This is a genomic window from Novosphingobium sp. ERN07 (assembly GCF_012641335.1).
Classification (GTDB): Bacteria; Pseudomonadota; Alphaproteobacteria; order Sphingomonadales; family Sphingomonadaceae; genus Novosphingobium.
Genome location: NZ_JABAID010000001.1, coordinates 320,731 through 344,192, shown reverse-complemented (window position 1 = coordinate 344,192; position 23,462 = coordinate 320,731). Strand labels below are relative to the sequence as shown.

The following is a 23,462-nucleotide window of genomic DNA, read 5'->3' as shown; positions in this document are numbered from 1 at the left end:
GAATCGTCGACCGGCGGCGGGTCTGTTGACGTCACTCAGACACCAAGTTTGTCACGAAGGTTGCGCATGTCGGCCCAACCATCGAGACGCGCTTTCAGATCCATGTCGTCTGCCGGAATATCTATCTGCAATGTGACCAACTGGTCGCCCCGCGTGCCGTCCTTGCGCGAAAAGCCCCTGCCTTTCAGGCGCAGCGTGCGTCCGCTGGAACTTCCCGGTGCAACCGTGAGCATGACCGCGCCATCGACCGTGGGCACTTTCACTTTCGCGCCGCCCACCGCTTCGGACAGGCTGATCGGGAGATCGAGCCGGATGTTGTCGCCATCGCGTTCGTAGAACGGGTGGCTGCCGATTTCGATGGTGACGATGGCATCGCCATTGCCGCCGGGGCCGGGTTCACCCTTGCCGCCAAGCCGCATCTGCTGGCCATTTTCTAAACCTGCAGGCAGCTTGAGGTCGATGGATTTGCCATCCGACAGCGTGATGCGCTGGTTGGCGCGGGTGGCCGCATCCACAAAGGAAACCTGCAGGCGATAGCTGACATTCGCGCCCTTGGGCGGGGGACCTCGGCGCGCGCCGCCGCCCATTCCGCTCATTCCGCCGCGCCCGCCGAACAGGCCTTCGAAGATATCGCCAATGTCGATGCCTTCGGCCCCGCCACCGAAGCCGCCTTCGAAACCGCCATCGTGGCGGAACCCGCCTTGCTGGCCGCGGAACCCGCCACCGCCAAACCCGCCACCAAAGGGGCCTGCCGGGTTGCCCTCGGCATCGATCTCGCCGCGGTCGAACTGGGCGCGCTTGTCCTTGTCGGACAGCAGATCGTAGGCGCGAGTCACTTCCGAGAAGCGCTCGGCAGCCTTGGGGTTGTCCTTGTTGGTATCAGGGTGCAGTTCTTTCGCCAGCTTGCGATAGGCGGACTTGATGTCCTTCTCGCTCGCGCTGCGGGGAACGCCCAGAGTGGAATATGGATCGGCCATGTGCGCATAGCTAGGGCGCGCCAAGCCCGCCCGCAAGGCTGGCTTTCCTACTTCGCGTTACGGGAGTAGGCCGGGGGCATGCAATTGATCCCTGTCATGGCGAAACAAGGCTCCCCTGCCATGATGTCTGCGCAAGTGGGGCCTCATGCGCAGCGCAGAAGAGGGGCATGACTGTTTCTCTCTGGACTATGTAAACCCCGTAAACCCTTTCAGGAAAAGCCTGTGAAACCTGAACAGAATTCCGAAGCAATTCCCCATGCCGATCCCATCGCGATCTTCGAATCGTGGTTTGCCGAAGCGCAGAAATCCGAACCGAACGATCCCAATGCGATGGCGCTGGCAACGGCCACGCCCGATGGCCTGCCTTCAGTGCGGATGGTGCTTTTGAAAGGGCATGGGCCGGACGGCTTCGTGTTCTACACCAACTTCCACAGCCGCAAGGGTGGGGAACTGGCGGCAAACGGCCACGTTGCGCTGCTGTTCCACTGGAAGTCGCTGCGGCGCCAGATCCGCATCGAAGGCCCGATCACCGAGGTCAGTGCGGAGGAAGCGGATGCTTATTTCGCCAGCCGCCATCCCGAATCGCGGCTGGGTTCTGCCGCATCCGACCAGTCGCGTCCTCTGCCCGACCGTCAGGTTTACCTTGATCGTGTGGCGGCACTGCGGGCGGAATATCCCGATGGCAACGTCCCGCGCCCGGCGCACTGGTCAGGCTATCGCGTGACGCCTGCGGCAATCGAATTCTGGCAGGACCGCGATTACCGCCTGCACGAACGTCGCCGTTTTGTTGTCGACGGCGCGGGTGGGTGGACCAGCAGCCTGCTTTATCCCTAAGGGTGTGCCATGACCGACAAACATGCCGATCTGAACAAGAAGGCCGCACTCGCCAGCATTTCCGTCGCCTTGCTGCTGGTGGGGATGAAAGTGTGGGCGGTCATTTCCACCGGCTCCACCGCGATGCTCGGCAGCCTTGCCGATACGGCGCTGGATCTGGTGGCGAGCGTGGCCACGCTGCTCGGCGTGTGGGTGGCCTCGCAACCTGACGATGCCAACCACCGCTTCGGTCATGGCAAGGCCGAGGCGTTGGCCGCGATGTTTCAGGTAGTGCTGATCTCGATTTCGGCCATCGGGCTTGCGTTCCGAGCCGTTGGTCAGTTCCTTGGGCAAGCTCAGGTAGCCGAGGCGGAATCGGGGGTCATCGTTTCGACCATCGCGCTGGGGGCTACCCTGGCGCTGCTAGCCTATCAGCGCCATGTGATTCGGCAGACCGGCAGCCTCGCGATCAGCACGGACAATGTGCACTACAAGTCCGACCTGTTTCTGAACCTTGCGGTGATTGCGGCGCTGGTGCTGGATACGTATTTGGGGATCACCGGGGCGGATGCGGTTTTTGCCTTCGGCATTGCCATGTGGCTGGCGTGGGGCGCATGGGGCGCTTCCCAAGAAGCGGTTGATCAGTTGATGGACCACGAATGGCCACTCGAAAAGCGTGAGCGCTTTCTCGAAGTGGTCGCGCAGCATCCCGAACTGAAGGGACTGCACGATCTGCGGACGCGCACGAGCGGCAATCGTGATTTCGTCCAGTTTCACGTCTGGATCGACGGGCGGATGACCGTGACCGAGGCGCATCGGGTTATGGACGAGATCGAGGACAAGCTGATGGCGGCCTTTCCCGGCGTCGAAATCCTTATCCATCCAGACCCGGAAGGGCTGGTGGATGAGGATTCCATCGGAGCCGAGAACCTGCTCGAACCCGGTCCCGACGGCGTCAGCCCGGCCATCATTGCGCAAGGAGCGCCCGGCAAGTGAGCAGCAAGGTTCCCTATTTCCACGTCGATGCCTTCACCGCGCGGGCGCTGGGCGGCAATCAGGCGGCGGTGATGATGCTGGAGGCATGGCCGGACGATGCCACGCTGCAGGCCATCGGTGCGGAAAACATGTTTGCCGAAACCGCCTTTCTTGTGCCCGATCATACGGGCGCTGCGGATTTCGAACTGCGCTGGTTCACGCCTGCGGTCGAAGTGGCGATGTGCGGCCACGCCACCCTGGCATCGGGGCACGTGGTGCTGGCGCAGGATCCGATGCGCGGGCGCGTGACGTTTGCCACGCGCAAGGCAGGGATTCTGGAAGTGGCGCGCGACGGGGATCGCTATGTCCTGTCGGTGCCGGTTGTGGCGACCGCGCCGGGCCGCTTCGATGCTGCTGTGCCACTTTTGGGCGCGCCGGTGCCGGATGAAGTGCGGCAGTGTGCGGGCTACAACCTGTTCGTTTATCCCAGTGCTGCCGATGTCCTTGCGCTCGCGCCGGATTTCAAGGCGTTGCTGCAATTCGGGGACGTGCAGTTTATCGCCACCGCACCAGGCGCGGGCCATCCATCGGGCGCAGATGTGGTCAGCCGTGTGTTCGTGCCCGGCGGCGGGATCGATGAAGATGCGGCCACCGGCTCGGCCCATGCCGCGTTGACGCCACTGTGGGCGCATAAGTTGGGGCGTGATACGTTTGCCGCACATCAGGCTTCGGCACGGGGCGCGGATTTTGCGTGCCGTCTGGCGGGTAATCGCGTGCTGTTGGGCGGTGGGTGCGTGACGGTGGTGGAGGGACTGTTCCGACTGCCCTAATTGTAAAGCGCCACTACATCGGCAAGGCCATCGACCACTTTGCCAAGCTGATCGTCTTGCGTCTTGCCAAGGCGAACGATGGTGAGTTTGCGTGACGGGCTGACCAGCACGTATTGGCCGAGATGGCCGATGCAGGCGTAGAGGTCTTTCGGGCCGCGATTGGGGAAGAGCGCCGATGTGCCGCTGGTCGCCTTGCGATTCAGCCAGATCTGCGCGCCATATTGCGCTTCGCGCGGGGAAGGCGTGACCATGAATTCGATCCACTGGCGTGGCATGATCTGCGCACCTTTGACCGAACCCTTGTTGCGCAGAAATTCTCCGAACTTGCCCCAATCACGCGCATTGCCGTGGATCAGCGATCCGCCGACCAAGGTGCCCGTCCGATCAAATTCGGGCAACATCGACTTCATCCCCGCCGGTTCGAACAGGCGGGTGCGCAAATAATCCGCCACGGCATTGCGGCGGCTTTCGGGATCGGGCGCGGGGGTGAGCACGCGCGCGGCAAGGTCTGCAAGGATCACGCTAGTGGCGCTGGAATATTCGAACTTGCGGCCCGGCTCTGCTTCAAGCGGCTGATCTTCGGCGTAGCGGGCCATATCGTCGCGCCCATCCAGAAACAGCATCCGCACTTCGTCGGATTCGTAAACCGGTTCAATCGCTTCGGCGTGGCGCAGGCCAGACCGCATCTGGAGAAGCTGGCGCAGCGTGATTTCGCCACGCGGATCGCCGGGGCGCTGCCATGCCGGAACGGGGGCGGTTTCATCCAGCCGCAGGCGGCCATCGGACACGAGCATCCCGATCATCACGCCGGTGACCGATTTGGCCATCGACCAACTGACGAAGCGCGTATTTTCGTGATAGCCGGTGGCATAGCGTTCTGCCACGATCCGCCCGCCGCGCATCACGATCAGGGCGCGGGTTTCGCCCATATCTTCGTCGAACAGGGCGTCCACCGCGCGGGCGAGCTTTTCCCGGTCGGTTCCGGGTGATTTGACGACAGCCTTAAGTGCCTGATCGGAAAGCGGTGGCGGACCTTCAGGTGCATTCGTCCCCTGCGAACAACTGCCGAGGGCTGGCAGCAGCGCAAGCGTGAGGATAAGGGAGAGCGAACGGCGGGCCATCGGTCCGTGCTTTCGACCAGAATCGGCAGTGATGGCAACCGGCAACCACAGTTCCCCCACAGCTCCGTCCCTGACGATTGGACCAAAACGGCGGTGGTGGCTGCGCGTCGTGCTGGTGTTGCTGGCGCTGTCGCTGATCACGCTGGCGGTGTTCTGGTCCTCGATTAGCAGCTATGCGATGACCGGCACCAGTTATGGCGCGCGGGTAGCCTGTTCTTGCCGTTATGCCGGGGGGCGGGATCTTTCGGATTGCCGGAAAGACTTCGAACCGGGCATGGAACTGGTCAGCCTGAGCGAAGACAGCGAGGCCAAAAGCGTGACGGCGCGATTCGCGCTGATGTTTAGCCAGACCGCGACCTACAAGGAAGGCTGGGGCTGCGTGCTGGAGCCTTGGAAGTAATAAGAGTGGATCAGGAAATCCAGCGCTCGGTCGAATCGATCCAGCCACCGCCGATGACCCGTTCCCCGGCATAGATCACCGCGGCTTGTCCGGGGGCCACGCCATATTCCGGCTGCGTAAAGCGGATCGTGGTGGTTGCGCCATTGCCGAACGGGCCTTCGAGCGCGATCGGCACCGGCTTGGCCAGTGAGCGCACTTTTGCCGTCAGCGGGCCTTCGGGGATCGGGCCGATTCTGTTGGTTTCGGTGATCACCGCACTGCCCACGGCCAGCATCGGACGCGGGCCGACCAGCACCCGGCGCGATGGGCCATCGAGGCCGATCACGTAGAGCGGTTCGGGCTGGCCTCCGATTTCAAGGCCACGGCGCTGGCCGACCGTATAGTGGATGATCCCGCGATGGTGGCCCAATACTTCACCGGTTGCGGCATGGACGATTTCGCCCGGCGCTCCGCCTTCGGGGCGCACGGCGCGGACGATCTTGGCATAATCGCCATCGGGCACGAAGCAGATGTCCTGACTGTCGGGCTTGGCGGCAACGACCAGGCCCATCGCCTCTGCCATACGGCGCGTTTCAGTTTTTGGAAGGCTGCCCAAGGGGAAGCGCAGGAACGCGAGCTGTTCTTCGGTCGTGCCGTAGAGAAAGTAGGACTGGTCACGTGCGGGATCGGCCGCTCGGTGCAGTTCGGGGCCGTGCGCGCCCATGACGCGGCGCACGTAATGACCGGTGGCAAGGCAATCGGCACCCAGTTCGCGCGCCATCGCCAGAAGATCGGTGAACTTCGGACCCATGTTGCAACGGACGCACGGAATTGGGGTGCGGCCATTCAGGTAATCATTGGCAAAACGTTCGACGACCTCCTCGCGGAAGCTCGATTCGTGGTCGAACACGTAATGCGCTATGCCGAGCCGGTCAGCCACGGCCCGCGCATCGCGGATATCGTCGCCCGCACAGCACGCGCCCTTGCGCCCGGTGGCGGCACCGTAATCGTAAAGCTGAAGCGTGACGCCGATGACTTCCGCACCGGTGGCCGCGGCCATGCCGGCCACAACAGAACTATCGACCCCGCCCGACATGGCGACGACTATGCGCTGCGCCGACAGCGGGCCGGCAAGATCGAATAGGCTGGAGGTGTCGGAGTCTGCGATCATCGGCGCGCCATAGGCGGATTCGCCCCGCAGCGCAAAATCCAAGGGGCAACCCTTTGAGGCGTAACAAAAATGCGATGACCTGAACAAAAGGTAAGTGCGGCCTTTACCGGACCTTAGCCATCTCGCCCCTAGAAGGCTTGGCGATGGACATGAGCTTTGAAAATTCTGCCGCTTGGGCTCTGGACGGTTCTGCGTCCGAGGTGGCGCATGGGCTGCGACCGCTGACTTGGCACGGGCTTTGTGCGCAGATCACTGCGATGCAAGACCTGCGCCGCACGTTGTGGCAACAACCCGCGCAAGGCGAGGCAGGATCTGTCGGCAGCTTTGATGCGGCAACTGCGGCGCTCATCGTGGCCGGGTTTTCGGGCGCTTCGGCGCAGGTGGCGATGTGTAAAAGCCCTGTTAACCCAAACTCTTCAGTGAATGGCAAAGCCCTTCTTGCCAAATCGGATGACGCAATGACCGGGGTCTGGACGGACCGCGCTGAAGCACGAGATTGACATGATCGAAAACCAGAAAATCCGCCCGGCACAAGTGATCGGCCCGCTCGGAGAGCCGCTTACGATCGACAGCCTGCCGCCGCCGAGCACCACCCGCTGGGTTGTGCGTCGCAAGGCTGAAGTCGTGGCTGCCGTTAACGGTGGTCTGCTGACGATCGATGAAGTTTGCGAACGCTACAGCCTGACGCTTGAGGAATTTGCCTCGTGGCAGCGCGCTGTAGACCGTTCGGGGATGCAGGGCCTGCGCGTGACCCGTATTCAGCATTATCGCGATCTCTACGAGCGCCAGCTCAAATACTGATCGCTTTCACCAGCTCCATCCGCGGCGGCCGTCTCCTTCGGGAGGCGGCCGTTGTTCTTTTGGGCCTATGGTGCGCGACAGGTCACGCATACACGGCTGGCTGAAAAGTGCGTATAGAACGTTACAGAAAGTTACAGGTGCAAGAAAGACACGCGATCCGTTTTGGCGTAAGTCCCTCGTCGAGACTGAATTGCGCCTCGTCGGATCGAAGTCTATTGCTGTGGCCCGATCTGCCATAGGGGCAGTGCCGCAATGCTTGCGGCTAGTGCGTTATGAATGTAACACACCAACTTGAGCAGAGGGGGTCAGCCTTCGCTCCGGTGCGGTAAGATGCCAGCGCGGCAGAGTGCCACAGTGGTCTTGCCGTAGCGGGGGATGGCAGAGAAAAGCATGAATTACGAATCGACCATTGATGCCGATGCAGCACGCGAAATCAACACCCTCGACGGTGGTGGTGACGAGGCAAAGTCCGGGCGGCGGCGCAACTGGCTGATCGCTGGTGTGGTGCTGGCTGTGCTGGTGATTGCCTGGTACTTCATGCACGACAGCAACTCTGCCGCCACGCAGAACGGTGGCACTGCGCAGGCGCAGGTCGTGACCGTGGTCGTTCCCGGTCAGACGACGATTGCCAATACCATCACTGCCAGCGGCACCATTGCGGCGCGCCGCGAAATGCCGGTTGGCGTTGCCGGTGAAGGCGGGCAGGTTCTGCGCGTCTTGGTGGATGCGGGTGATTGGGTTCAGGCCGGACAGGTGCTGGCCGTGATCGACCGTGCCGTGCAGGGGCAGCAGATTGCCAGCCAGGCCGCGAACGTCGAAGTGGCGGCTGCCGACGCGCGGCTGGCGCAGGCGAATCTGGATCGTGCGCTCAAACTGGTGGAACGCGGCTTCATTTCCAAAGCGGATGTCGACCGTTTGACCGCGACGCGCGATGCCGCTGTCGCCCGTGTTGGCGTGGCGCGTGCAGGGCTGGGCGAGCTGCGCGAACGTGCGGCGCGGCTGAACATCGTGGCGCCAGCAGCAGGCCTTGTGCTGACACGCGCGGCCGAGCCGGGCCAGATCGTCGGCCCCAGCGCCGGCGTGCTATTCTCGATGGCACGGGACGGACAGATGGAAATGCAGGCACGCCTGTCCGAATCCGATCTGGCGCGTCTTTCCGTGGGTGCCACAGCCGAGATCACTCCGGTTGGTGCTGCCCGCAGTTTCACCGGCGAGGTGTGGCAGGTTTCGCCTACGATCGACCAGACTTCGCGGGAAGGGATCGTCCGCATTGCGCTGTCCTATAACAAGGATCTGCGCCCCGGCGGATTTGCCACGGCACAACTGCGCGCAGGCACGATCACCGCGCCGCTTCTTCCCGAATCCGCGATCCTGAGCGATGAAAAAGGCTCGTTCGTCTATGTGATCGACGAGAACAATAAGGCGCAGCGCCGCCCGGTGAAGACCGGCGAGGTGAGCCAGCGCGGGATTGCCGTGATGGAAGGTCTGAACGGGCGCGAGCGCATTGTGTTGCGTGCGGGCGGATTCCTCAATCCGGGCGACAAGGTTCAGCCGGTACTGGCGAAGTAGGGTTCGGATATGAACTTTCAGAACATATCGGCCTGGTGCATTCGCAATCCGGTCGTCCCGATTGTTATCTTTCTTGGCCTGACGCTGGCGGGTCTGGTGTCCTTCATGCAGATGAAGGTGCAGGACAATCCTGACATCGAATTTCCGATCGTGATCGTCCAGATCTCGCAACCGGGCGCGGCACCGACCGAGATCGAAAACCAGATCACCCAGCGCGTCGAATCTGCCGTGCGTTCGATTGCCGGTGTCGATACGCTGACCTCGACCGCATCGGAAGGCAGCAGCCAGACACAGGTCCAGTTCAAGATCGGGCAGGACATCAACGCTGCGGTCAACGAGGTGAAGAATCAGGTCGACCAGATCCGGTCGGACCTGCCTGAAGGCATTCTTGAACCGCAGGTGTTCAAGGTCGAAACATCGTCGAACCCTATCGCCTATTTCGCGGTCGCGGCTGACGATATGACGATCGAGCAGCTTTCGTGGTTCATCGACGATACTATTGCCAAGCGGCTGCTGACTGTGCCGGGCATGGCCGAAGTAAGCCGTTCGGGTGGGGTGAGCCGTGAGATTGCGGTTACGCTGGACCCGGCGAAGATGAACGCGCTGGGCGTAACGGCCAGTCAGGTCAACGCTGCGCTGCGTCAGGTCAATATCAACGCCGCAGGCGGCAAGACCGAAGTCGCCGGATCGCGCCAGTCTGTGCGCGTGCTGGGCAATGCGCAATCGGCCTATGACCTGTCGCAGACCCAAATCACACTGGGGGGTAACCGTCGCATTCGCGTGGCCGACGTGGCCGACGTGCGCGACAGCTACAGCGAACTGACGTCCAACGCCAAGTTCAACGGAAAGCAGGTCGTCACCTTCTCGATGTCGCGCGCGCGCGGCGAATCTGACGTCTCGGTCTACGAAGGCGCGCTGGAGGAGATGGCGAAGCTGGAGAAGGAACAGGGTGGCAAGATTCATTTCGAGTTGCTGTTCACTTCGGTCGGCTACACCAAGGACCAGTACCGTTCCTCAATGAACGCCATGGTCGAAGGTGCTGTGCTGGCGGTCATCGTGGTGTTCTTCTTCCTGCGCGACTGGCGCGCGACGATCGTTTCGGCAATCGCCATTCCGTTGTCCTCGATCCCGACGTTCTGGGTTCTTGATCTGATGGGCTTCACGCTCAACCAGATGTCGCTGCTGGCATTGGGGCTTGTTGCGGGTGTGCTGGTGGACGATGCTATCGTGGAGATCGAGAACATCGTGCGGCACATGAGGATGGGCAAAACGGCCTATCAGGCGTCGATCGACGCGGCGGACGAAATCGGCCTTGCGGTTGTGGCGACGACATTCTCGATCGTTGCGGTGTTCTTCCCGGTGGCGCTAATGCCGGGCGTATCGGGCCAGTTCTTCAAGAACTTCGGCCTGACCGTGGTCATCTCGGTGCTATTCTCGCTGTTGGTAGCGCGCATGATCACACCGATGGTCGCTGCCTATTTCCTCAAGGCGCATGGCCAAGCGGAACACGGCGGCGGGCCGTGGATGGACAGGTACATGAAGGTGCTGGGCTGGTCGCTCGATACGTCGAAGGCCAAAGCCTATCGCGCCGAACATCCGCGCCGCCGGTTCCGGGCGCGCCTGCGCGATCATCGTCTCTGGATGATGGGCATCGGCTTTGCCGCGCTGATGCTCACGTTCGTGATGTTCGCCACGATTCCGGCGCAGTTCTTCCCCGATACCGACAGCGACTCGAGTACGGTGACCATAGAAATGGTGCCGGGCACGACCTTAGCGCAGACCGAACGCAAGGTGGCCGAGATTTCGGCGCTTCTGGCAAAGCAGCAGGAGGTGGAATCCCAGCTCGCTTCCGTGCGTGAGGCGCGGGGCAACATCTATGTCAACTTGCGCAAGGATCGCGTGCGGAGCAGCCTTGATTTCGAACGCGAACTAACGCCGCAATTGCAGAAGATCGCGGACGTGCGGGTCAATTTCCAGGCGCAGGGCCCGGGTGGGCCAGGCGGCGGTTCGGGCCGTCCGATCAGCATCATGCTGGCCGGGTCCGATCCTGACCTGCTGCAGAAGACCGCGCAGACGCTGGTCGATCAGATGAGCGGACTGTCACTGGTTGTGGCGCCGCGCATCAGTGCGGACTTGCGCCGCCCCGAAGTGATCATCACGCCGCGCCTTGATCTTGCCGCGAATCTGGGCGTGACCACACAAACGCTCAGTCAGGTGATCCGCATCGCGACGCAGGGCGAAATCGATCAGAACAGCGCCAAGTTCTCACTATCCGATCGTCAGGTTCCGATCCGGGTAAAGCTGCCTGAAGAATCGCGCCGCGATCTTTCGACGATCGCGAACCTGCCGGTGCCGACCACTACCGGTTCGGTCCCACTTTCGCGCGTGGCCGAAATCAGCTTCGGTTCCGGCCCGACGCAGATCCAGCGTTATAACCAGAGCCGCCGCGTCTTTGTGGGCGCGGACTTGCCGCCGGGCGTGGTCAAGGGCGATGCGATGACGGCCATCATGAAGCTGCCGATCATGCAGAACCTGCCACAGGGCGTTTCGAACACGGCGGCGGGTGAAGACAAGTTCCAGGCAGAAATGCTGAACAACTTCATGATTGCCGTGGCGGCGGGCATCCTGCTGGTGTTCTCGGTGCTGGTGCTGCTCTACCACCGATTCATTTCGCCACTGGTCAATATGGGATCGCTGTTCCTTGCGCCGTTGGGTGGCCTCATCGCGGTTGCCCTGACGGGTGGCGCGCTGTCTCTGCCGGTGTTCATCGGCATCCTTATGCTATTCGGCATCGTCGCCAAGAACTCGATCCTGCTGATCGACTTCGCGCTGGAAGAGATGGCGACGGGCAAGACCAAGCTGGAGGCGATTACCGAGGCTGGGCACAAGCGCGCGCAGCCGATCATTATGACCACCGTGGCGATGGTGGCGGGCATGATCCCGACGGCCGTTTCGGTTGGCGGCGACGGTGGCTGGCGCGCACCGATGGGCATCGTGGTGATTGGTGGTCTGACGCTTTCGACCGCGCTGACGCTGCTGATCGTGCCGGCGGGCTTCAGCCTTGCTGATGGGCTGGAAAAGCGCATCGGGCCGTGGCTGGCGCGCCATGTCCTTGGGCATGAACCCGAACCGGCTACTGCGGCCGCTCCTGTTTCTGCACCGGCAATACCTGCACGGCGGAACGAACCGCAGCATGAGGCATTTCCGGCGGAGTGACCGCTGAACCTTCAGATATGGCCGGGGCTTTGGCTCCGGTCCCACGCGGACCGAACCGCACATTGTTCGGACGCCCTTTCCCCTTGCGGACGGGCATTCCGATAGACCGGGCGCGTCGGATGCGCGTGGTCGCCACAAGCCTGCTGCTGGCGATGGCTGTTATTTATGCGGTGACGCGTCATTACGAGGGTTTGCATCCGGCGCTTGGCTTTGTACGCGCCTTTGCCGAAGCGGCGATGGTAGGCGGTCTGGCAGACTGGTTTGCGGTAACGGCGTTGTTCCGCCATCCGTTGGGCCTGCCGATCCCGCATACGGCGATCATTCCTGAAAACAAGGACCGCATTGCCGATACGATGGCGGCGTTCCTGCAGAACAACTTCCTCACGCCGGCGGTCGTCGCCCGGCGTATGGGAGCGGTCAATGCGGCTGCGGCGCTGGGCGGTTTTCTTGCCGATCCGCGCACGGGCGAAAGTCGGCTGCGCGATGGTGCGGCAGGGCTGGTGGCTGATGTGCTGGAATCGCTCGACCCCGAAGAACTGGGCGGCCTTGCCAAGGGAGCCTTGCGGACGCAGCTTGAAAAGCTGGAGCTTTCGCCGCTGCTGGGCCAGTTGCTGGGCGCGGCAATTGCGGATGGGCGGCACATGCCGGTGATCGAAGGCCTGATCCGCAAGACGGCAGAGACGATTGAGGCCAACGAGGCGCTGATCCAGTCCACGATTCACGAGCGCGCGAATACCATCCTGCGTTGGACCGGGCTGGACGAAAAACTCGCCAACGCGATTTTGGACGGCCTCTACAAGCTGCTGGCAGAGACGCTGGTGGTGCCCGATCACCCGCTTCGCCGGAAGATCGAGGACGGGCTGGAGACGCTGGCGCACGATCTGGTCCACGATACAGAAATGCGCGCGCGCGTGGAGCGACTGAAGCAGGAAGTGCTGGCCAATCCGGCATTTGCGCGCTGGCTGGATGCCTTGTGGGAGCGCGGGCGGATCAAGCTGTTGCAGATGGTGCGCAATCCCGGTGGTGCCTTGAGTGGGCAGCTTGGCGCAAGCGTGGCCGAACTCGGCAATGCTTTGCAGCGCGACGTGCGCTTGCAGCGCGTGGTCAATCGCTTTGCCCGGCGGACGATGGTGGGCGTATCGACCCGCTATGGCGCGCAGATCGTGCGGCTTGTTTCCGAAACGGTGAAGCGCTGGGATGCCCGCACCGTGACCGACCGTATCGAGGGCGCAGTGGGGCGCGATCTGCAGTTTATCCGCATCAACGGCACGCTGGTGGGCGGCCTTGTCGGGCTGGTCCTGCATGTGCTGGATGTGGCCCTGTGATGATGCCGGATATGCCTCGGATCGAAACTGACAGGCTATTGCTGCGCCTTCCTGGCCACGCCGACTATCTGTTGCTGCGCGATCTGGTGGCTGATCCGCTTGTGCATCGGTTTCTGGGGCCACGTCCTAACGATCCGACCACCGACATGTTCAGCCGGTCCTTGCGGGCTGCCGGATCCTGGCAGCTTTATGGCTATGGGCTGTTTCTGGCGTTCGAGCGGGAAGGTGGCAGATTCGTTGGCCAGCTTGGCGTGTTTCATTCGATGCGGGGCTTCGGCAAAGGCATGGATGATGTGGTCGAAGCCGGCTGGATCGTGGCGCGCGAACATTGGGGCAAAGGCTATGCGCAGGAAGGGATGCGTGCCGCGCTTGACTGGTTTGGCCGTACCCACGATACCAAGCGGATTGCCTGCATGATCGAGCGCGGCAATGTGGCATCGGTTACGCTGGCGCAAAGGCTTAGCTTCGTGCGGTATGACGAACACCCGCTGGACGATGGGGCCTTGGTCGATCTGTTCGAGCGGATCAGTCGATAGCGGAGGCTTTCTTGCTGAGCAGCAGAGCGACCCTTCGCTGTAGTTCCTCAATCGGGAAAGGTTTGGTCAGCACATCGATGCCCGGCTCCGCGTGGCCTTTCTGAAGCACCACATTGTCGGCATAGCCGGTCACGAAGAGCACGCCGAGATCGGGTTGCCGCCGCCGCGCTTCGTCCGCGACCTGACGACCGTTCAGTCCGCCCGGAAGACCCACATCGGTCACAAGAAGATCGATCGGCGGCATCCGGTCGAGCATGGCGAGCGCCGAAGCGCCGTCTGCCGCAGCGATGCAGTGAATGCCAAGCAGGCCAAGACCGTCGATCATCATCATGCGCACAGTGGGTTCGTCATCCACCACCAGTACGGTTGCGCCGGGCATGGCATCGGGTGCGCTTGCTGCGCCTACAGAAGCTGTCGTTTCAATCTCGCCCCGATGACGGGGCAGGTAAAGCCGCACATCGGTGCCTTGATCCTGCCGTGAACGCACGCGGACCAAACCGTTGCTTTGCCGCGCGAAGCCGTAGACCATCGAGAGACCAAGGCCGGTGCCCTGCCCCGTCGGCTTGGTGGTGAAGAACGGTTCAAAGACGCGATCAATGTCTTCAGGCGCGATGCCCACGCCATCGTCGCTGACCATGATCGTGACATAGTCGCCCGGTTCCAGCCCGCGCTTTGCGGCTTCAACGTCGCAAAGCGATACGTTCTGCGTGGTGATGGTGAGCGTGCCGCCATCAGGCATCGCGTCACGTGCGTTGATGCACAGGTTGAGCATCGCGTTTTCAAGCTGGTTGGCGTCTACCAGTGTCGGCCAAAGTGCCGGGTCAGCGTTCACATCCACCGCGATGGATGGTCCCATCGTTCGGCGCACCAGATCGATGAAATCCTCCAGCAACCGATTGGGTTGAGCAGGCCGAGGTGAAAGCGTCTGGCGACGGGAAAAGGCCAGCAGACGGTGGGTAAGTGCGGCAGCGCGGTGTGCAGCGCCAAGTCCTGCTTCCACGTAGCGCGGCAGATCGGCCACGCGGCCCTGATCAAGGCGCCGCCCGATCATTTCCAGCGCGCCCGTGATGCCGGCCAGAAGATTGTTGAAGTCGTGGGCGAGGCCACCGGTAAGCTGGCCCACCGCTTCCATCTTCTGCGCCTGCCGCAGTGCGGATTCGGCGCGTTCGCGCTGGTCCAGTTCTTCGGCCACCCGCTGTTCCAGCGTTTCGTTAAGCTGGTGCAATGCGCTTTCAGCCGTCACACGCTCGGTCACGTCCTTGAACAGGACCGCAACAAGGCGATCCTCGAAAGGCCCGATGCGGAAGGATGAAACTTCAAGATGACGCCCGGTAGCAACGAGTTCGTTACGGAACCTAATCGGCTCCCCTGTGCGCAGGACTTGGCCGTAGAAAGCGATCCAGTCATCCGCTTCGTCCGGCACCATTTCGCGCAAGTATTGCCCGACGACATTCGGAATGCCGGTGTGGCGTTCATAAGCGGGATTGGCGAGGACATGGACATAATCGCTCAATGGCCCATGCGGACCATCGAGAAACTCTATCACGCAAAAGCCATCGTCCATGTTTTCAAACAGGATGCGATAAATCTCGCGATCAACGGCAGCCGCTCTTTGCGATTCATACGCCGTCGTCGTCCGTTCCATCATGGCCGAAGGTCGGCTGCGTTCGAAGGGCGGGCACAGTTCATCGCAGTTCGGCTCACTCGGTTCCCAAATATGAACAAGCCATAAAAAAGGAGCCGGAAGGATTGCTCCTTCCGGCTCCCGTTTTGGTCAGCGTATGCTGGCTTGGACTTAGAAGTCCATGCCGCCCATACCGCCCATGCCGCCACCCATCGGGGGCATTGCGGGCTTGTCGTCCGGCTTTTCGCTGATCGCAGCTTCCGTGGTGATCAGCAGACCCGAAACCGATGCTGCGTCCTGCAGGGCAGTGCGCACGACCTTGGTCGGGTCGATCACGCCGGCAGCCTTGAGGTTTTCGTAAACGTCGGTCGAGGCGTTGAAGCCCTGATTTTCGTCGTTTTCGCGCAGCAGGTTGCCAGCAACAACCGCACCGTCATGGCCGGCGTTTGCGGCGATCTGGCGAAGCGGGGTCTGGATCGCGCGACGCACGATGTCGATGCCCTTGGTCTGGTCGTCGTTGGCGCCCTTGAGGCCTTCGAGAGCCTTGGTTGCATAGAGCAGCGCCGTGCCGCCACCGGGGACGATGCCTTCTTCAACCGCAGCGCGGGTAGCGTGGAGCGCGTCGTCAACGCGGTCCTTGCGTTCCTTCACTTCGACTTCGGTCGCGCCGCCAACCTTGATCACGGCAACGCCGCCAGCCAGCTTGGCCAGACGTTCCTGCAGCTTTTCACGGTCGTAGTCGCTGGTGGTGACTTCGATCTGGGCGCGGATCTGGTCGACACGGCCTTTGATCTCTTCAGCCGAACCGGCGCCGTCGACGATCGTGGTGTTGTCCTTGTCGATCGTGACCTTCTTGGCCTGACCGAGCATGGCGAGCGTCACGGTTTCGAGCTTGATGCCGAGGTCTTCGGAGATCATTTCACCGGCGGTCAGCGTGGCGATGTCGCCCAGCATGGCCTTGCGACGGTCACCAAAGCCCGGTGCCTTGACGGCAGCGATCTTCAGGCCACCGCGCAGCTTGTTGACCACGAGGGTTGCCAGCGCTTCGCCTTCGATGTCTTCAGCGATGATCAGCAGCGGACGGCCCGACTGCACAACCGCTTCGAGGATCGGCAGCATCGCCTGGAGCGACGAAAGCTTCTTCTCGTGGATCAGGATGTACGGGTTCTCGAGTTCGACCGTCATCTTTTCCGGGTTGGTGATGAAGTAGGGCGAGAGGTAGCCGCGGTCGAACTGCATGCCTTCAACGACATCGAGTTCGAATTCGAGGCCCTTGGCCTCTTCAACGGTGATAACGCCTTCCTTGCCGACCTTTTCCATCGCTTCAGCGATCTTGTTGCCGACTTCAGCGTCGCCATTGGCCGAGATGATACCAACCTGGGCGATTTCCGACGAACCCGAAACCGGGGTGGAGCGGGCCTTGAGGTTTTCGACGACCTTGCCAACGGCGATGTCGATACCGCGCTTCAGGTCCATCGGGTTCATGCCGGCAGCAACAGCGGTCATGCCTTCGCGGACGATGGCCTGTGCCAGAACGGTGGCGGTGGTGGTGCCGTCACCGGCTGCGTCGTTGGCCTTCGAAGCCACTTCGCGCAGCATCTGGGCGCCCATGTTTTCGAACTTGTCCTTGAGTTCGATTTCCTTGGCGACCGAAACACCGTCCTTGGTGATGCGGGGAGCGCCGAAGCTCTTGTCGATCACGACGTTGCGGCCCTTCGGGCCGAGCGTGACCTTTACGGCATCAGCGAGAATGTCGACGCCGCGCAGAATGCGTTCGCGGGCGTCACGGCCGAACTTTACGTCCTTGGCTGCCATGTTGATTTCCTTTGAAGAAGTGTTTTGGTTTCAGAACAGGAACGTGATCAGCCGATCACGCCGAGGATGTCCGATTCCTTCATGATCAGCAGGTCTTCGCCGCCGACCTTGACTTCGGTGCCCGACCACTTGCCGAACAGCACGCGGTCGCCAACCTTGACGTCCAGCGGGGTGATCGTGCCGTTTTCGGCCCGTGCGCCGGTGCCCGTGGCGACGATTTCGCCTTCAGCGGGCTTTTCCTTGGCGCTGTCGGGGATGATGATCCCGCCTGCGGTCTTTTCTTCAGCTTCGACGCGGCGCACAAGCACGCGATCGTGCAGAGGACGGAATGACATGGGTTGCTCCCTCTTCCATATTAAAAATGGGGCTTGGCACTCTCAGGGGGAGAGTGCCAGCGGGCGGGATATGGGTCTATGCCGTCGGGCCGTCAATGGGCTTGGCGCAGATTCTTTTCAGCCCGATGAAAGATGCGGCAAAGCGCCCTTTCAGTGCGGGAGAAGGCCCAGCCTGTCACGCTGCCGCCAGCGCCAATGCAGCAACCCGGCGACGAAGACGAGGCCGACGAGCAAGCCGATCCATACGCCAAGCCCGCCGATGGGGGTCAAAAGACCCAGCGCCAGCGCAGTGCAAACGCCGGGCACCCAATAGCCGAAAATCGCGATCAGCATGGGCATCCGCGTATCCTGAAGTCCGCGCAACATCCCTGCCGCCACGGCTTGCGCGCCATCGAACAACTGGAACGCCGCTGCAACGACCATGTATTGCAGCGCGAGGGCGACCATGCGCGCGTTTTCAGGCGCGGCGGGATCGATATAGAGGTGCAGCAGCGGATAGGGGAACGCCAGCATGACACCGGCTGAGAGCGCCATGAAGCCGATGCCAAGCTGCGTGGCGACCTTTCCGGCCAGCGCGATGGCGGCATTGTCCCGCGCCCCAAAAGCAAGGCCGACGCGGATCGTGGCGGCTTGGCCCACGCCGAAGGGCACCTGAAAGGCTATTGCCGCAAACTGCAGGGCAACCGTGTGGGCGGCCAGTTCAACCTCACCGATGCGGCCCATGACGAACGCCGCGCCGTTGAACATGCCTGCCTCGGCCACAATCGTGCCGCAGATGGGCAGACCGATGCGCAGCACGTCGGCAAAGCGCTTCCATTCGGGCTTCCACCACCGTCCCAGCAGGCGATAGCGATGCAGCTGCCGGTCAAACCGGATGACCAAGGCAAAAGCGATCAGCATGGCGGTGCTGGTGATGACGCTGGAAATCGCGGACCCTTGCAGGCCCAATTCGGGCGCGCCAAGGTTGCCAAACACGAATGCCCAGTTGCCCAGCGCGTTTACCGCCACGGCCATGCCGGTGATGGCCGTGCCGATACCCGGCTTGCCCAGCGTGGCCACAACCGTGCGCAGTAGGGCCGACAGCACCGCAGGGATCGACGCGAGGCTGAGGACGGCGAGGAACGGTACCGCCCGCGCGATAACGCCGGGATCCTGCCCGGTAAGGCGCATCAGTGGTCCGCCCAGCAGGCAAATACCCATTGCGACAAGCGCGGCAAGCAGCCCGGCCCATCCGGCCATGCGCACCGTGCGGCGCACTTCGCGCACGGCATGGCGGCGTTGGCCAAGCTCTGCGGCGATCAGCGGAGAGGCCGAGCCGACAAGCCCGGTCAGCGACCAGATCAGCAGGCCGAAGAGCGAAACCGAGAGCGAGGATGCCGCCAGCGCTTCGGGGCCGAGACGAGCGACAAACACCACATCGACCGCGAAAACTGCCATCTGCAGCAGATTGGCACCAACCAGCGGCGCAGCGAGGCGAAGCATCGCGCGCAATTCATCGGTCCAGCTATGTGGTGGCGTATCGAACATCAGGGGGCGGGGCATAGGCGGCACGGCGCGTCATGGGAAGCTGATTGTCCGGCAGGACTGATCGTTTCGTGCATCGGCGGTGTGTCACAAATCGTGTCCGCAGTGTGGTGCCTGTTGACCGTATTGTCAGGCAGTGACAGCCTGATGAACATGGAGAGAGTCGCTGACAGAGCGCATGATGCCGCCAAAGCGCCGAGAGACCTGGCTAAGGCGCCCTCAAAGCCCCTGAACCGGTGGCTGGCGGTCATCAGGCGTGTGGCGATGGGGCGTGATTGGCATCACGGTCCAAGGCTTTCGCGACTGGCGGTGCGTGCGGGGACGCTGCTGCTTGTGCTTGCGGCGGTGCAGGCAATTGCCAGCCTTGCGTTCTACAATGTGATCGACAAGGAAACCCTGCGCGAGGATCATGCGCGGCGTGTGGCGGAATTGCTGGTCGTGAGCAGCCGCCTGCACGATATCGCGCCCGATGATCTGGCGCGCACGATGAGTACCAGCCATCTTGAGGTGGAACTGTCCCGCGTCCCACGTGCCATAGCTGGGACCAGCGACGACATGGTCGGGGAAATCCATGCCCATATCCTCCATTGGGAGCCCACGCTGGCGGACAAGCGGCTGCTTCTGGGGCTGGAACCTTCGCGGTTCGGCTATGGCAATCTTGTGGGCGCGATGCAGTTGCCCAATGGGCACTGGCTGAACTTCCGCTCGCTCAACATCACTTCGGGCTGGCCGATTGCATTGCGCGCCACGGTACTGACGCTGATCACGGCGGTGGTTGGCTTTGCTATTGCGCTGTTCTCCTTGCGCATCATCACCCGGCCCTTGCGCGAATTGACCGATGCGGCCGATGCCATCGGACAGGGGCAGGTGGTGCCCGTGCGCGAAAGCGGGCCTGACGATCTGCGCAGCCTTGCACGTTCGATGAACGGAATGCAGGCACGCATTGCCGCGACGATGGAAGATCAGGCGCGTTCGTTTGAAGCGATCAGCCACGATCTGCGCACGCCGCTTGCGCGCGTGACGATTGCGGCGGACCTGATCGATGATGCCGAGATCGCGGGGCTGGTACGCGATAGCACGCACGAAATGGAAGCGATGCTGATGTCGCTCCAGCAATATCTGCGCGCGCAACACATCGCTGCGGTTCCGGCGGTGATGGATCTGGGACTGGCCGTGGCCGACTTGTGCGACGGAGTGTGGCCCGGCAAGGTCACCATTGATGCCGCCCCCGGCGCGGTGGTGTGCACTTGGCGCGAGCCGCTTTTGCTGGCGCTGCATCCGTTGATCGAGAACGCCGTGCATCATGGCGGCAGCGCGCGCGTTGCAGTGAAGCCAGACAGCGACGGTTGCTGGCAGGTGATCATTACCGATACCGGGCCCGGCATTCCTGAAGACCAGTTCGACCGCATCCTTGCGCCGTTTTACCGCATCGACGAGGCGCGGGCGCGCGATACGGCGGGATTCGGTCTGGGCGTCCCGACCGCGCATCGCTTGTTGCAACGCTTTGGCGGAGGGCTTGCATTTTCGAAAGCGCCCGACGGTGGACTGGAAGTGACGGTGACCGTTCCGGTTGCCCGGGGTGATGAGGCCAGTTGAAGAAGGCCAAATGAAAAGGGCGGCCCTTTGCAGAGCCGCCCTTTCCGTAATTCTGCCCGGAAGACCGGAAAGAAGATTACTTGACTTCGACGGTGCCGCCGGCTTCTTCGATCTTCTTCTTGATGTCTTCGGCTTCAGCCTTCGACACGCCTTCCTTGATCGCCTTCGGAGCGCCTTCGACCAGAGCCTTGGCTTCGGTCAGGCCCAGCGAGGTGATCGCGCGGACTTCCTTGATGACCTGGATCTTCTTGCCACCGTCACCGGTGAGGATCACGTCAAATTCGGTCTTTTCTTCAGCGGCTTCAGCAGCAGCACCAGCAGGTGCAGCGGCAACAGCAACAGCAGCAGCGGCGCTAACGCCCCATGCTTCTTCGAGAGCCTTGGCGAGGTCAGCGGCTTCGAGGACGGTCAGCTTCGAAAGTTCTTCAACGAGCTTGGCGATATCGGCCATGATATTTCACTCCTGATCTTGTGGTGCCCGCGCGCCCGATTGGCGCAGCGAGCGTAAATCGAAAGGACAGTCTTATGCGGCTTCCTTGGCGTAGGCGCCGAAGACGCGCGCCAGCTTCGCTGCCGGAGCAGTGGTGAGCTGGGCAATCTTCGTTGCCGGAGCCTGGATGAGGCCGATGAGCGTGCCACGCAGTTCGTCGAGGCTGGGCATGGAGGCAAGTGCCTTGACGCCAGCTTCGTTGAGAACCTGCGAACCCATTGCACCACCGACGATTTCGATCTTGTCGGTGGTCTTGGCGAACTCGACCACTGCCTTGGCGGCAGCAACCGGATCGACCGATGCAGCGATTGCGGTCGGGCCGGTGAAGAGATCACCCAGACCTTCGTAATCGGTGCCTGCGATGGCAAGCTTGGCAAGACTGTTCTTCGCAACCTTGTACGACGCGCCAGCTTCGCGGATCTTCGTGCGCAGGGCGGTGGACTGGGCCACCGTCATGCCGAGGTTGCGGGTGATCACCACCGCGCCAGCCTCGTTGAAGACGCCGTTCAGGAACGCGACCGATTCGGCTTTCTGCGAACGATCCATGCCTTTTTCCTTCACAAATGACTGCACGGCGCAAACCGGACAGTCGGCTACGTTTGTCGATGGCCCGAAGACCACCGGCGAGTCCGTGACAAGGGAAGGAGGTGCGCGGTTAAGCGCTGATGGCACCACGATCCAAAGGAGCGAAAGGCCTGAAACTCTTTTCCCCGCCTAGGTTGGAGATTAAGTGCGGGCAAATCCTGCACACCAACTGTCTCGGACGGATGATCGGCGGGCATTGCGGCCTGCCGGTCGGGCGGGCCATTGGCGGATTCTCGCCGGAGAGTCAATTGCTGCCTGATCGGGGCGTCATAATGAAAAGAAGCGACCCGGCCTGGTATGGGCTGGATCGCTTCCCTTCACCACGACGTGGCGACGGGTGAACTGCTGGCCGAGAACTCCTGGCCGATCAGGCGTCCACGAGCGTTCTGGTCATCGGCGCGTGGACGGGGCGTATCGTTTCGGCGCGCTCAGGACCTGCAGCAGGCTGCGACATCGCCGCATCCGGCATCGACTGCATGATCAGCCTTGCCCGGCGACGACGGGCCTTGCGCGAAGTGAAAGGGTTGGACGCATCCGGGGCAGACGCAACCATCCGTTCGATAAGTGCCTCCCGTTCCCGCGCTCCGGCGGGCGCAACTGTTGGCATTATGCTTGCAGGATGCGGCATGACTGGCGGTTGCATCGCAACCATACGGGCGGCCATTGGCGGGCGTCCTTCCATGCTGGCTGGCGGCACAATCACAGGCGGTACGAAATCAACGTCCTGTTCGTAGGGACGGCGGCGGCGGCGCAGCGTAATAACCGCTACACCCAGCACCAGAATGCTTGCACCCACGCCAATAGGCAGTGCCCAGTCCGATCCATCTGAAGAACTTTCGAGCGCGGTGGGGGCAACGGGAGCGACTGCGCTATTGCTTGTGGTCGGCGCATTCAGCGGGGGTGGCTGTACAGGTTCAGAATCAGCCATGCTGGCTGCCGTGCTGACGGATGTAGTTGACGGCGCAGCGGGCGCTACCGCGTTTTGGGTAGGTGAAGGCGCGGTGCGCTGCACGGCACGAGGCGCTGGGCGCTCAGGAGCGGCCTCATTCCGTGAGACGGCTGGCGGTGCAACTGCGCTAGTGGTGGTGGCAGGCGCTTCCACCGGCGGGGCAATCGGGCTTGCCTCAACGGTTGGCAGCACGATTGTCGGCGTAGTTGAGGCCGGTGCTGCCTGAGTCACAGCGGGCGCGGCTATGACCGGCTCTGCCGTTGGCGGCAGCACGACTTCTTGAGCGTGGGCCATAGCGGAAGAAAGCAGCAGCATGGCTGAAATCGTCATGGAGCCGCGGGGCGATAAGGGGCTGAAATGTGTCATGCCCGGAAAACGCGGTGAAACGCGATTCGGGTTCCTTATTGGCGATGAATCGAGCCATTATTGCCCCTGAATTGAGATTAGGCCACGGTAATTTCCTCTCCAGAACAATGATTATGAACGGCGGTTCAGGAATAAGCTTTGTTCTTGTGATTACTCTGCCGATATCGGAATCGGCTTTTCCAGCTTTCTCAGGCAACGCTGAACAGGCCTTTGACTTCGGGCCATACCTCACCTATATGCCGCGCCTGTCCAATGCTTCGAGCAAGGCCGTCCCATGCGCAGGGGATGGCTCGGGAAGGAAGCAACGGACTTACCATCTGACGCGAAAGGCTGCGGGCCATAGCTTCCGTTCAACGGAAAGCTGTGCGCTGTGCGGCCTTTTCCCGTTTGATGGTGCCATCCTTGCGCGTGGCAGAATTTCCGCCGGTTTTCCGGCCATTTGTTGAGAAGAGGCTCGCAACCTTT

General features: G+C 62.1%; 23 protein-coding genes. 13 read left to right on the top strand and 10 right to left on the bottom strand.

Annotated elements, in window-relative coordinates; genetic code table 11:
* Positions 1-35: 35 nt before the first annotated feature.
* Positions 36-977, bottom strand: coding sequence for a DnaJ C-terminal domain-containing protein (locus HGI47_RS01720; protein WP_168851035.1), 942 nt, complete (start codon positions 975-977; stop codon positions 36-38).
* Positions 978-1,199: 222 nt separating this feature from the next.
* Between HGI47_RS01720 and pdxH the strand changes: the two genes are divergently transcribed.
* The 3 genes from pdxH to HGI47_RS01705 are packed head-to-tail and all read left to right on the top strand — an operon-like array spanning position 1,200 to position 3,595.
* Entirely contained in the window at positions 1,200-1,811 is a 612-nt protein-coding gene (pdxH, locus tag HGI47_RS01715) for a pyridoxamine 5'-phosphate oxidase (protein ID WP_168851034.1), read from the top strand.
* 9 nt (positions 1,812-1,820) lie between these two features.
* On the top strand, positions 1,821-2,786 hold the full coding sequence (locus HGI47_RS01710) for a cation diffusion facilitator family transporter (protein ID WP_168851033.1): 966 nt from the start codon (positions 1,821-1,823) through the stop codon (positions 2,784-2,786).
* On the top strand, positions 2,783-3,595 hold the full coding sequence (locus HGI47_RS01705; RefSeq protein ID WP_168851032.1) for a PhzF family phenazine biosynthesis protein: 813 nt from the start codon (positions 2,783-2,785) through the stop codon (positions 3,593-3,595). Before HGI47_RS01710 ends, HGI47_RS01705 begins: the two co-directional genes overlap by 4 nt.
* On the opposite strand, the gene HGI47_RS01700 is transcribed toward HGI47_RS01705, so the two are convergent.
* Positions 3,592-4,716 carry a serine hydrolase gene (locus HGI47_RS01700; RefSeq protein WP_168851031.1) on the bottom strand — a complete coding sequence of 375 codons (1,125 nt, stop codon included), beginning with the start codon at positions 4,714-4,716 and terminating at the stop codon, positions 3,592-3,594. The two genes, HGI47_RS01705 and HGI47_RS01700, sit on opposite strands and share 4 nt — an antisense overlap.
* A 31-nt stretch (positions 4,717-4,747) precedes the next feature.
* Here HGI47_RS01700 and HGI47_RS01695 point away from each other — a divergent pair, with 31 nt between their 5' ends.
* A complete protein-coding gene (locus HGI47_RS01695; RefSeq protein WP_168851030.1) occupies positions 4,748-5,116 on the top strand; it encodes a hypothetical protein in 369 nt (122 codons plus the stop codon).
* Between the two features lie 10 nt (positions 5,117-5,126).
* Here the strand turns inward: HGI47_RS01695 and mnmA are convergent, their stop codons facing one another.
* On the bottom strand, positions 5,127-6,266 hold the full coding sequence (gene mnmA, locus HGI47_RS01690) for a tRNA 2-thiouridine(34) synthase MnmA (RefSeq protein WP_168851328.1): 1,140 nt from the start codon (positions 6,264-6,266) through the stop codon (positions 5,127-5,129).
* Between the two features lie 149 nt (positions 6,267-6,415).
* Here mnmA and HGI47_RS01685 point away from each other — a divergent pair, with 149 nt between their 5' ends.
* From HGI47_RS01685 to HGI47_RS01660, 6 genes are all read left to right on the top strand, one after another.
* Positions 6,416-6,766 carry a hypothetical protein gene (locus tag HGI47_RS01685; protein WP_168851029.1) on the top strand — a complete coding sequence of 117 codons (351 nt, stop codon included), beginning with the start codon at positions 6,416-6,418 and terminating at the stop codon, positions 6,764-6,766.
* Position 6,767: 1 nt separating this feature from the next.
* Complete coding sequence (locus HGI47_RS01680; RefSeq protein ID WP_168851028.1) at positions 6,768-7,067, top strand: DUF1153 domain-containing protein; 300 nt, start codon at positions 6,768-6,770, stop codon at positions 7,065-7,067.
* Positions 7,068-7,457: 390 nt separating this feature from the next.
* Positions 7,458-8,636 carry an efflux RND transporter periplasmic adaptor subunit gene (locus HGI47_RS01675; protein ID WP_168851027.1) on the top strand — a complete coding sequence of 393 codons (1,179 nt, stop codon included), beginning with the start codon at positions 7,458-7,460 and terminating at the stop codon, positions 8,634-8,636.
* Positions 8,637-8,645: 9 nt separating this feature from the next.
* Complete coding sequence (locus HGI47_RS01670; RefSeq protein ID WP_168851026.1) at positions 8,646-11,852, top strand: efflux RND transporter permease subunit; 3,207 nt, start codon at positions 8,646-8,648, stop codon at positions 11,850-11,852.
* A 119-nt stretch (positions 11,853-11,971) separates the two neighbouring features.
* Positions 11,972-13,177 (top strand): DUF445 domain-containing protein, encoded by a 1,206-nt coding sequence (locus tag HGI47_RS01665; protein WP_168851025.1) that lies wholly within the window; start codon positions 11,972-11,974, stop codon positions 13,175-13,177.
* 38 nt (positions 13,178-13,215) lie between these two features.
* Complete coding sequence (locus HGI47_RS01660) at positions 13,216-13,713, top strand: GNAT family N-acetyltransferase (RefSeq protein ID WP_240949912.1); 498 nt, start codon at positions 13,216-13,218, stop codon at positions 13,711-13,713.
* On the opposite strand, the gene HGI47_RS01655 is transcribed toward HGI47_RS01660, so the two are convergent.
* The 4 genes from HGI47_RS01655 to HGI47_RS01640 all read right to left on the bottom strand — a co-directional run bounded on the left by HGI47_RS01655 (position 13,703) and on the right by HGI47_RS01640 (position 19,029).
* Positions 13,703-15,361 carry an ATP-binding protein gene (locus HGI47_RS01655; protein ID WP_240949911.1) on the bottom strand — a complete coding sequence of 553 codons (1,659 nt, stop codon included), beginning with the start codon at positions 15,359-15,361 and terminating at the stop codon, positions 13,703-13,705. The genes HGI47_RS01660 and HGI47_RS01655 overlap by 11 nt on opposite strands.
* A gap of 147 nt (positions 15,362-15,508) precedes the next feature.
* On the bottom strand, positions 15,509-17,152 hold the full coding sequence (groL, locus tag HGI47_RS01650) for a chaperonin GroEL (protein WP_168851022.1): 1,644 nt from the start codon (positions 17,150-17,152) through the stop codon (positions 15,509-15,511).
* A gap of 47 nt (positions 17,153-17,199) precedes the next feature.
* Positions 17,200-17,487 carry a co-chaperone GroES gene (gene groES, locus HGI47_RS01645; RefSeq protein ID WP_168851021.1) on the bottom strand — a complete coding sequence of 96 codons (288 nt, stop codon included), beginning with the start codon at positions 17,485-17,487 and terminating at the stop codon, positions 17,200-17,202.
* A gap of 150 nt (positions 17,488-17,637) precedes the next feature.
* Complete coding sequence (locus HGI47_RS01640) at positions 17,638-19,029, bottom strand: MATE family efflux transporter (protein WP_240949910.1); 1,392 nt, start codon at positions 19,027-19,029, stop codon at positions 17,638-17,640.
* 246 nt (positions 19,030-19,275) lie between these two features.
* Here HGI47_RS01640 and HGI47_RS01635 point away from each other — a divergent pair, with 246 nt between their 5' ends.
* Positions 19,276-20,607, top strand: a complete 1,332-nt coding sequence (locus tag HGI47_RS01635; RefSeq protein ID WP_168851020.1) for a HAMP domain-containing sensor histidine kinase — start codon at positions 19,276-19,278, stop codon at positions 20,605-20,607.
* 76 nt (positions 20,608-20,683) lie between these two features.
* Here the strand turns inward: HGI47_RS01635 and rplL are convergent, their stop codons facing one another.
* The 3 genes from rplL to HGI47_RS01620 all read right to left on the bottom strand — a co-directional run bounded on the left by rplL (position 20,684) and on the right by HGI47_RS01620 (position 22,610).
* Positions 20,684-21,058, bottom strand: a complete 375-nt coding sequence (gene rplL / locus HGI47_RS01630) for a 50S ribosomal protein L7/L12 (protein ID WP_168851019.1) — start codon at positions 21,056-21,058, stop codon at positions 20,684-20,686.
* 72 nt (positions 21,059-21,130) lie between these two features.
* The gene (gene rplJ, locus HGI47_RS01625; protein ID WP_168851018.1) at positions 21,131-21,643 is read right to left on the bottom strand and encodes a 50S ribosomal protein L10; all 513 of its coding nucleotides are present in this window, start codon (positions 21,641-21,643) and stop codon (positions 21,131-21,133) included.
* Between the two features lie 406 nt (positions 21,644-22,049).
* Positions 22,050-22,610 (bottom strand): hypothetical protein, encoded by a 561-nt coding sequence (locus tag HGI47_RS01620; protein ID WP_168851017.1) that lies wholly within the window; start codon positions 22,608-22,610, stop codon positions 22,050-22,052.
* Between HGI47_RS01620 and HGI47_RS01615 the strand changes: the two genes are divergently transcribed.
* Positions 22,609-22,857, top strand: coding sequence for a hypothetical protein (locus tag HGI47_RS01615; RefSeq protein WP_168851016.1), 249 nt, complete (start codon positions 22,609-22,611; stop codon positions 22,855-22,857). The two genes, HGI47_RS01620 and HGI47_RS01615, sit on opposite strands and share 2 nt — an antisense overlap.
* 154 nt (positions 22,858-23,011) lie before the next feature.
* Positions 23,012-23,443, top strand: a complete 432-nt coding sequence (locus HGI47_RS01610) for a hypothetical protein (RefSeq protein ID WP_168851015.1) — start codon at positions 23,012-23,014, stop codon at positions 23,441-23,443.
* The last annotated feature ends 19 nt before the right edge of the window (positions 23,444-23,462 follow it).

What these genes read in the sequence shown, in the direction of transcription:
- groL (WP_168851022.1), bottom strand. Translation starts at nt 17,152, where the DNA reads ATGGCAGCCAAGGACGTAAAGTTCGGCCGTGACGCCCGCGAACGCATT.
- HGI47_RS01710 (WP_168851033.1), top strand. Translation starts at nt 1,821, where the DNA reads ATGACCGACAAACATGCCGATCTGAACAAGAAGGCCGCACTCGCCAGC.
- HGI47_RS01670 (WP_168851026.1), top strand. Translation starts at nt 8,646, where the DNA reads ATGAACTTTCAGAACATATCGGCCTGGTGCATTCGCAATCCGGTCGTC.
- HGI47_RS01635 (WP_168851020.1), top strand. Translation starts at nt 19,276, where the DNA reads ATGGGGCGTGATTGGCATCACGGTCCAAGGCTTTCGCGACTGGCGGTG.
- rplL (WP_168851019.1), bottom strand. Translation starts at nt 21,058, where the DNA reads ATGGCCGATATCGCCAAGCTCGTTGAAGAACTTTCGAAGCTGACCGTC.
- rplJ (WP_168851018.1), bottom strand. Translation starts at nt 21,643, where the DNA reads ATGGATCGTTCGCAGAAAGCCGAATCGGTCGCGTTCCTGAACGGCGTC.
- mnmA (WP_168851328.1), bottom strand. Translation starts at nt 6,266, where the DNA reads ATGATCGCAGACTCCGACACCTCCAGCCTATTCGATCTTGCCGGCCCG.
- groES (WP_168851021.1), bottom strand. Translation starts at nt 17,487, where the DNA reads ATGTCATTCCGTCCTCTGCACGATCGCGTGCTTGTGCGCCGCGTCGAA.
- HGI47_RS01720 (WP_168851035.1), bottom strand. Translation starts at nt 977, where the DNA reads ATGGCCGATCCATATTCCACTCTGGGCGTTCCCCGCAGCGCGAGCGAG.
- HGI47_RS01620 (WP_168851017.1), bottom strand. Translation starts at nt 22,610, where the DNA reads ATGGCTGATTCTGAACCTGTACAGCCACCCCCGCTGAATGCGCCGACC.
- HGI47_RS01695 (WP_168851030.1), top strand. Translation starts at nt 4,748, where the DNA reads ATGGCAACCGGCAACCACAGTTCCCCCACAGCTCCGTCCCTGACGATT.
- HGI47_RS01655 (WP_240949911.1), bottom strand. Translation starts at nt 15,361, where the DNA reads ATGATGGAACGGACGACGACGGCGTATGAATCGCAAAGAGCGGCTGCC.
- HGI47_RS01615 (WP_168851016.1), top strand. Translation starts at nt 22,609, where the DNA reads ATGCTGGCTGCCGTGCTGACGGATGTAGTTGACGGCGCAGCGGGCGCT.
- HGI47_RS01665 (WP_168851025.1), top strand. Translation starts at nt 11,972, where the DNA reads ATGCGCGTGGTCGCCACAAGCCTGCTGCTGGCGATGGCTGTTATTTAT.
- HGI47_RS01680 (WP_168851028.1), top strand. Translation starts at nt 6,768, where the DNA reads ATGATCGAAAACCAGAAAATCCGCCCGGCACAAGTGATCGGCCCGCTC.
- HGI47_RS01675 (WP_168851027.1), top strand. Translation starts at nt 7,458, where the DNA reads ATGAATTACGAATCGACCATTGATGCCGATGCAGCACGCGAAATCAAC.
- HGI47_RS01685 (WP_168851029.1), top strand. Translation starts at nt 6,416, where the DNA reads ATGAGCTTTGAAAATTCTGCCGCTTGGGCTCTGGACGGTTCTGCGTCC.
- HGI47_RS01640 (WP_240949910.1), bottom strand. Translation starts at nt 19,029, where the DNA reads ATGCCCCGCCCCCTGATGTTCGATACGCCACCACATAGCTGGACCGAT.
- HGI47_RS01700 (WP_168851031.1), bottom strand. Translation starts at nt 4,716, where the DNA reads ATGGCCCGCCGTTCGCTCTCCCTTATCCTCACGCTTGCGCTGCTGCCA.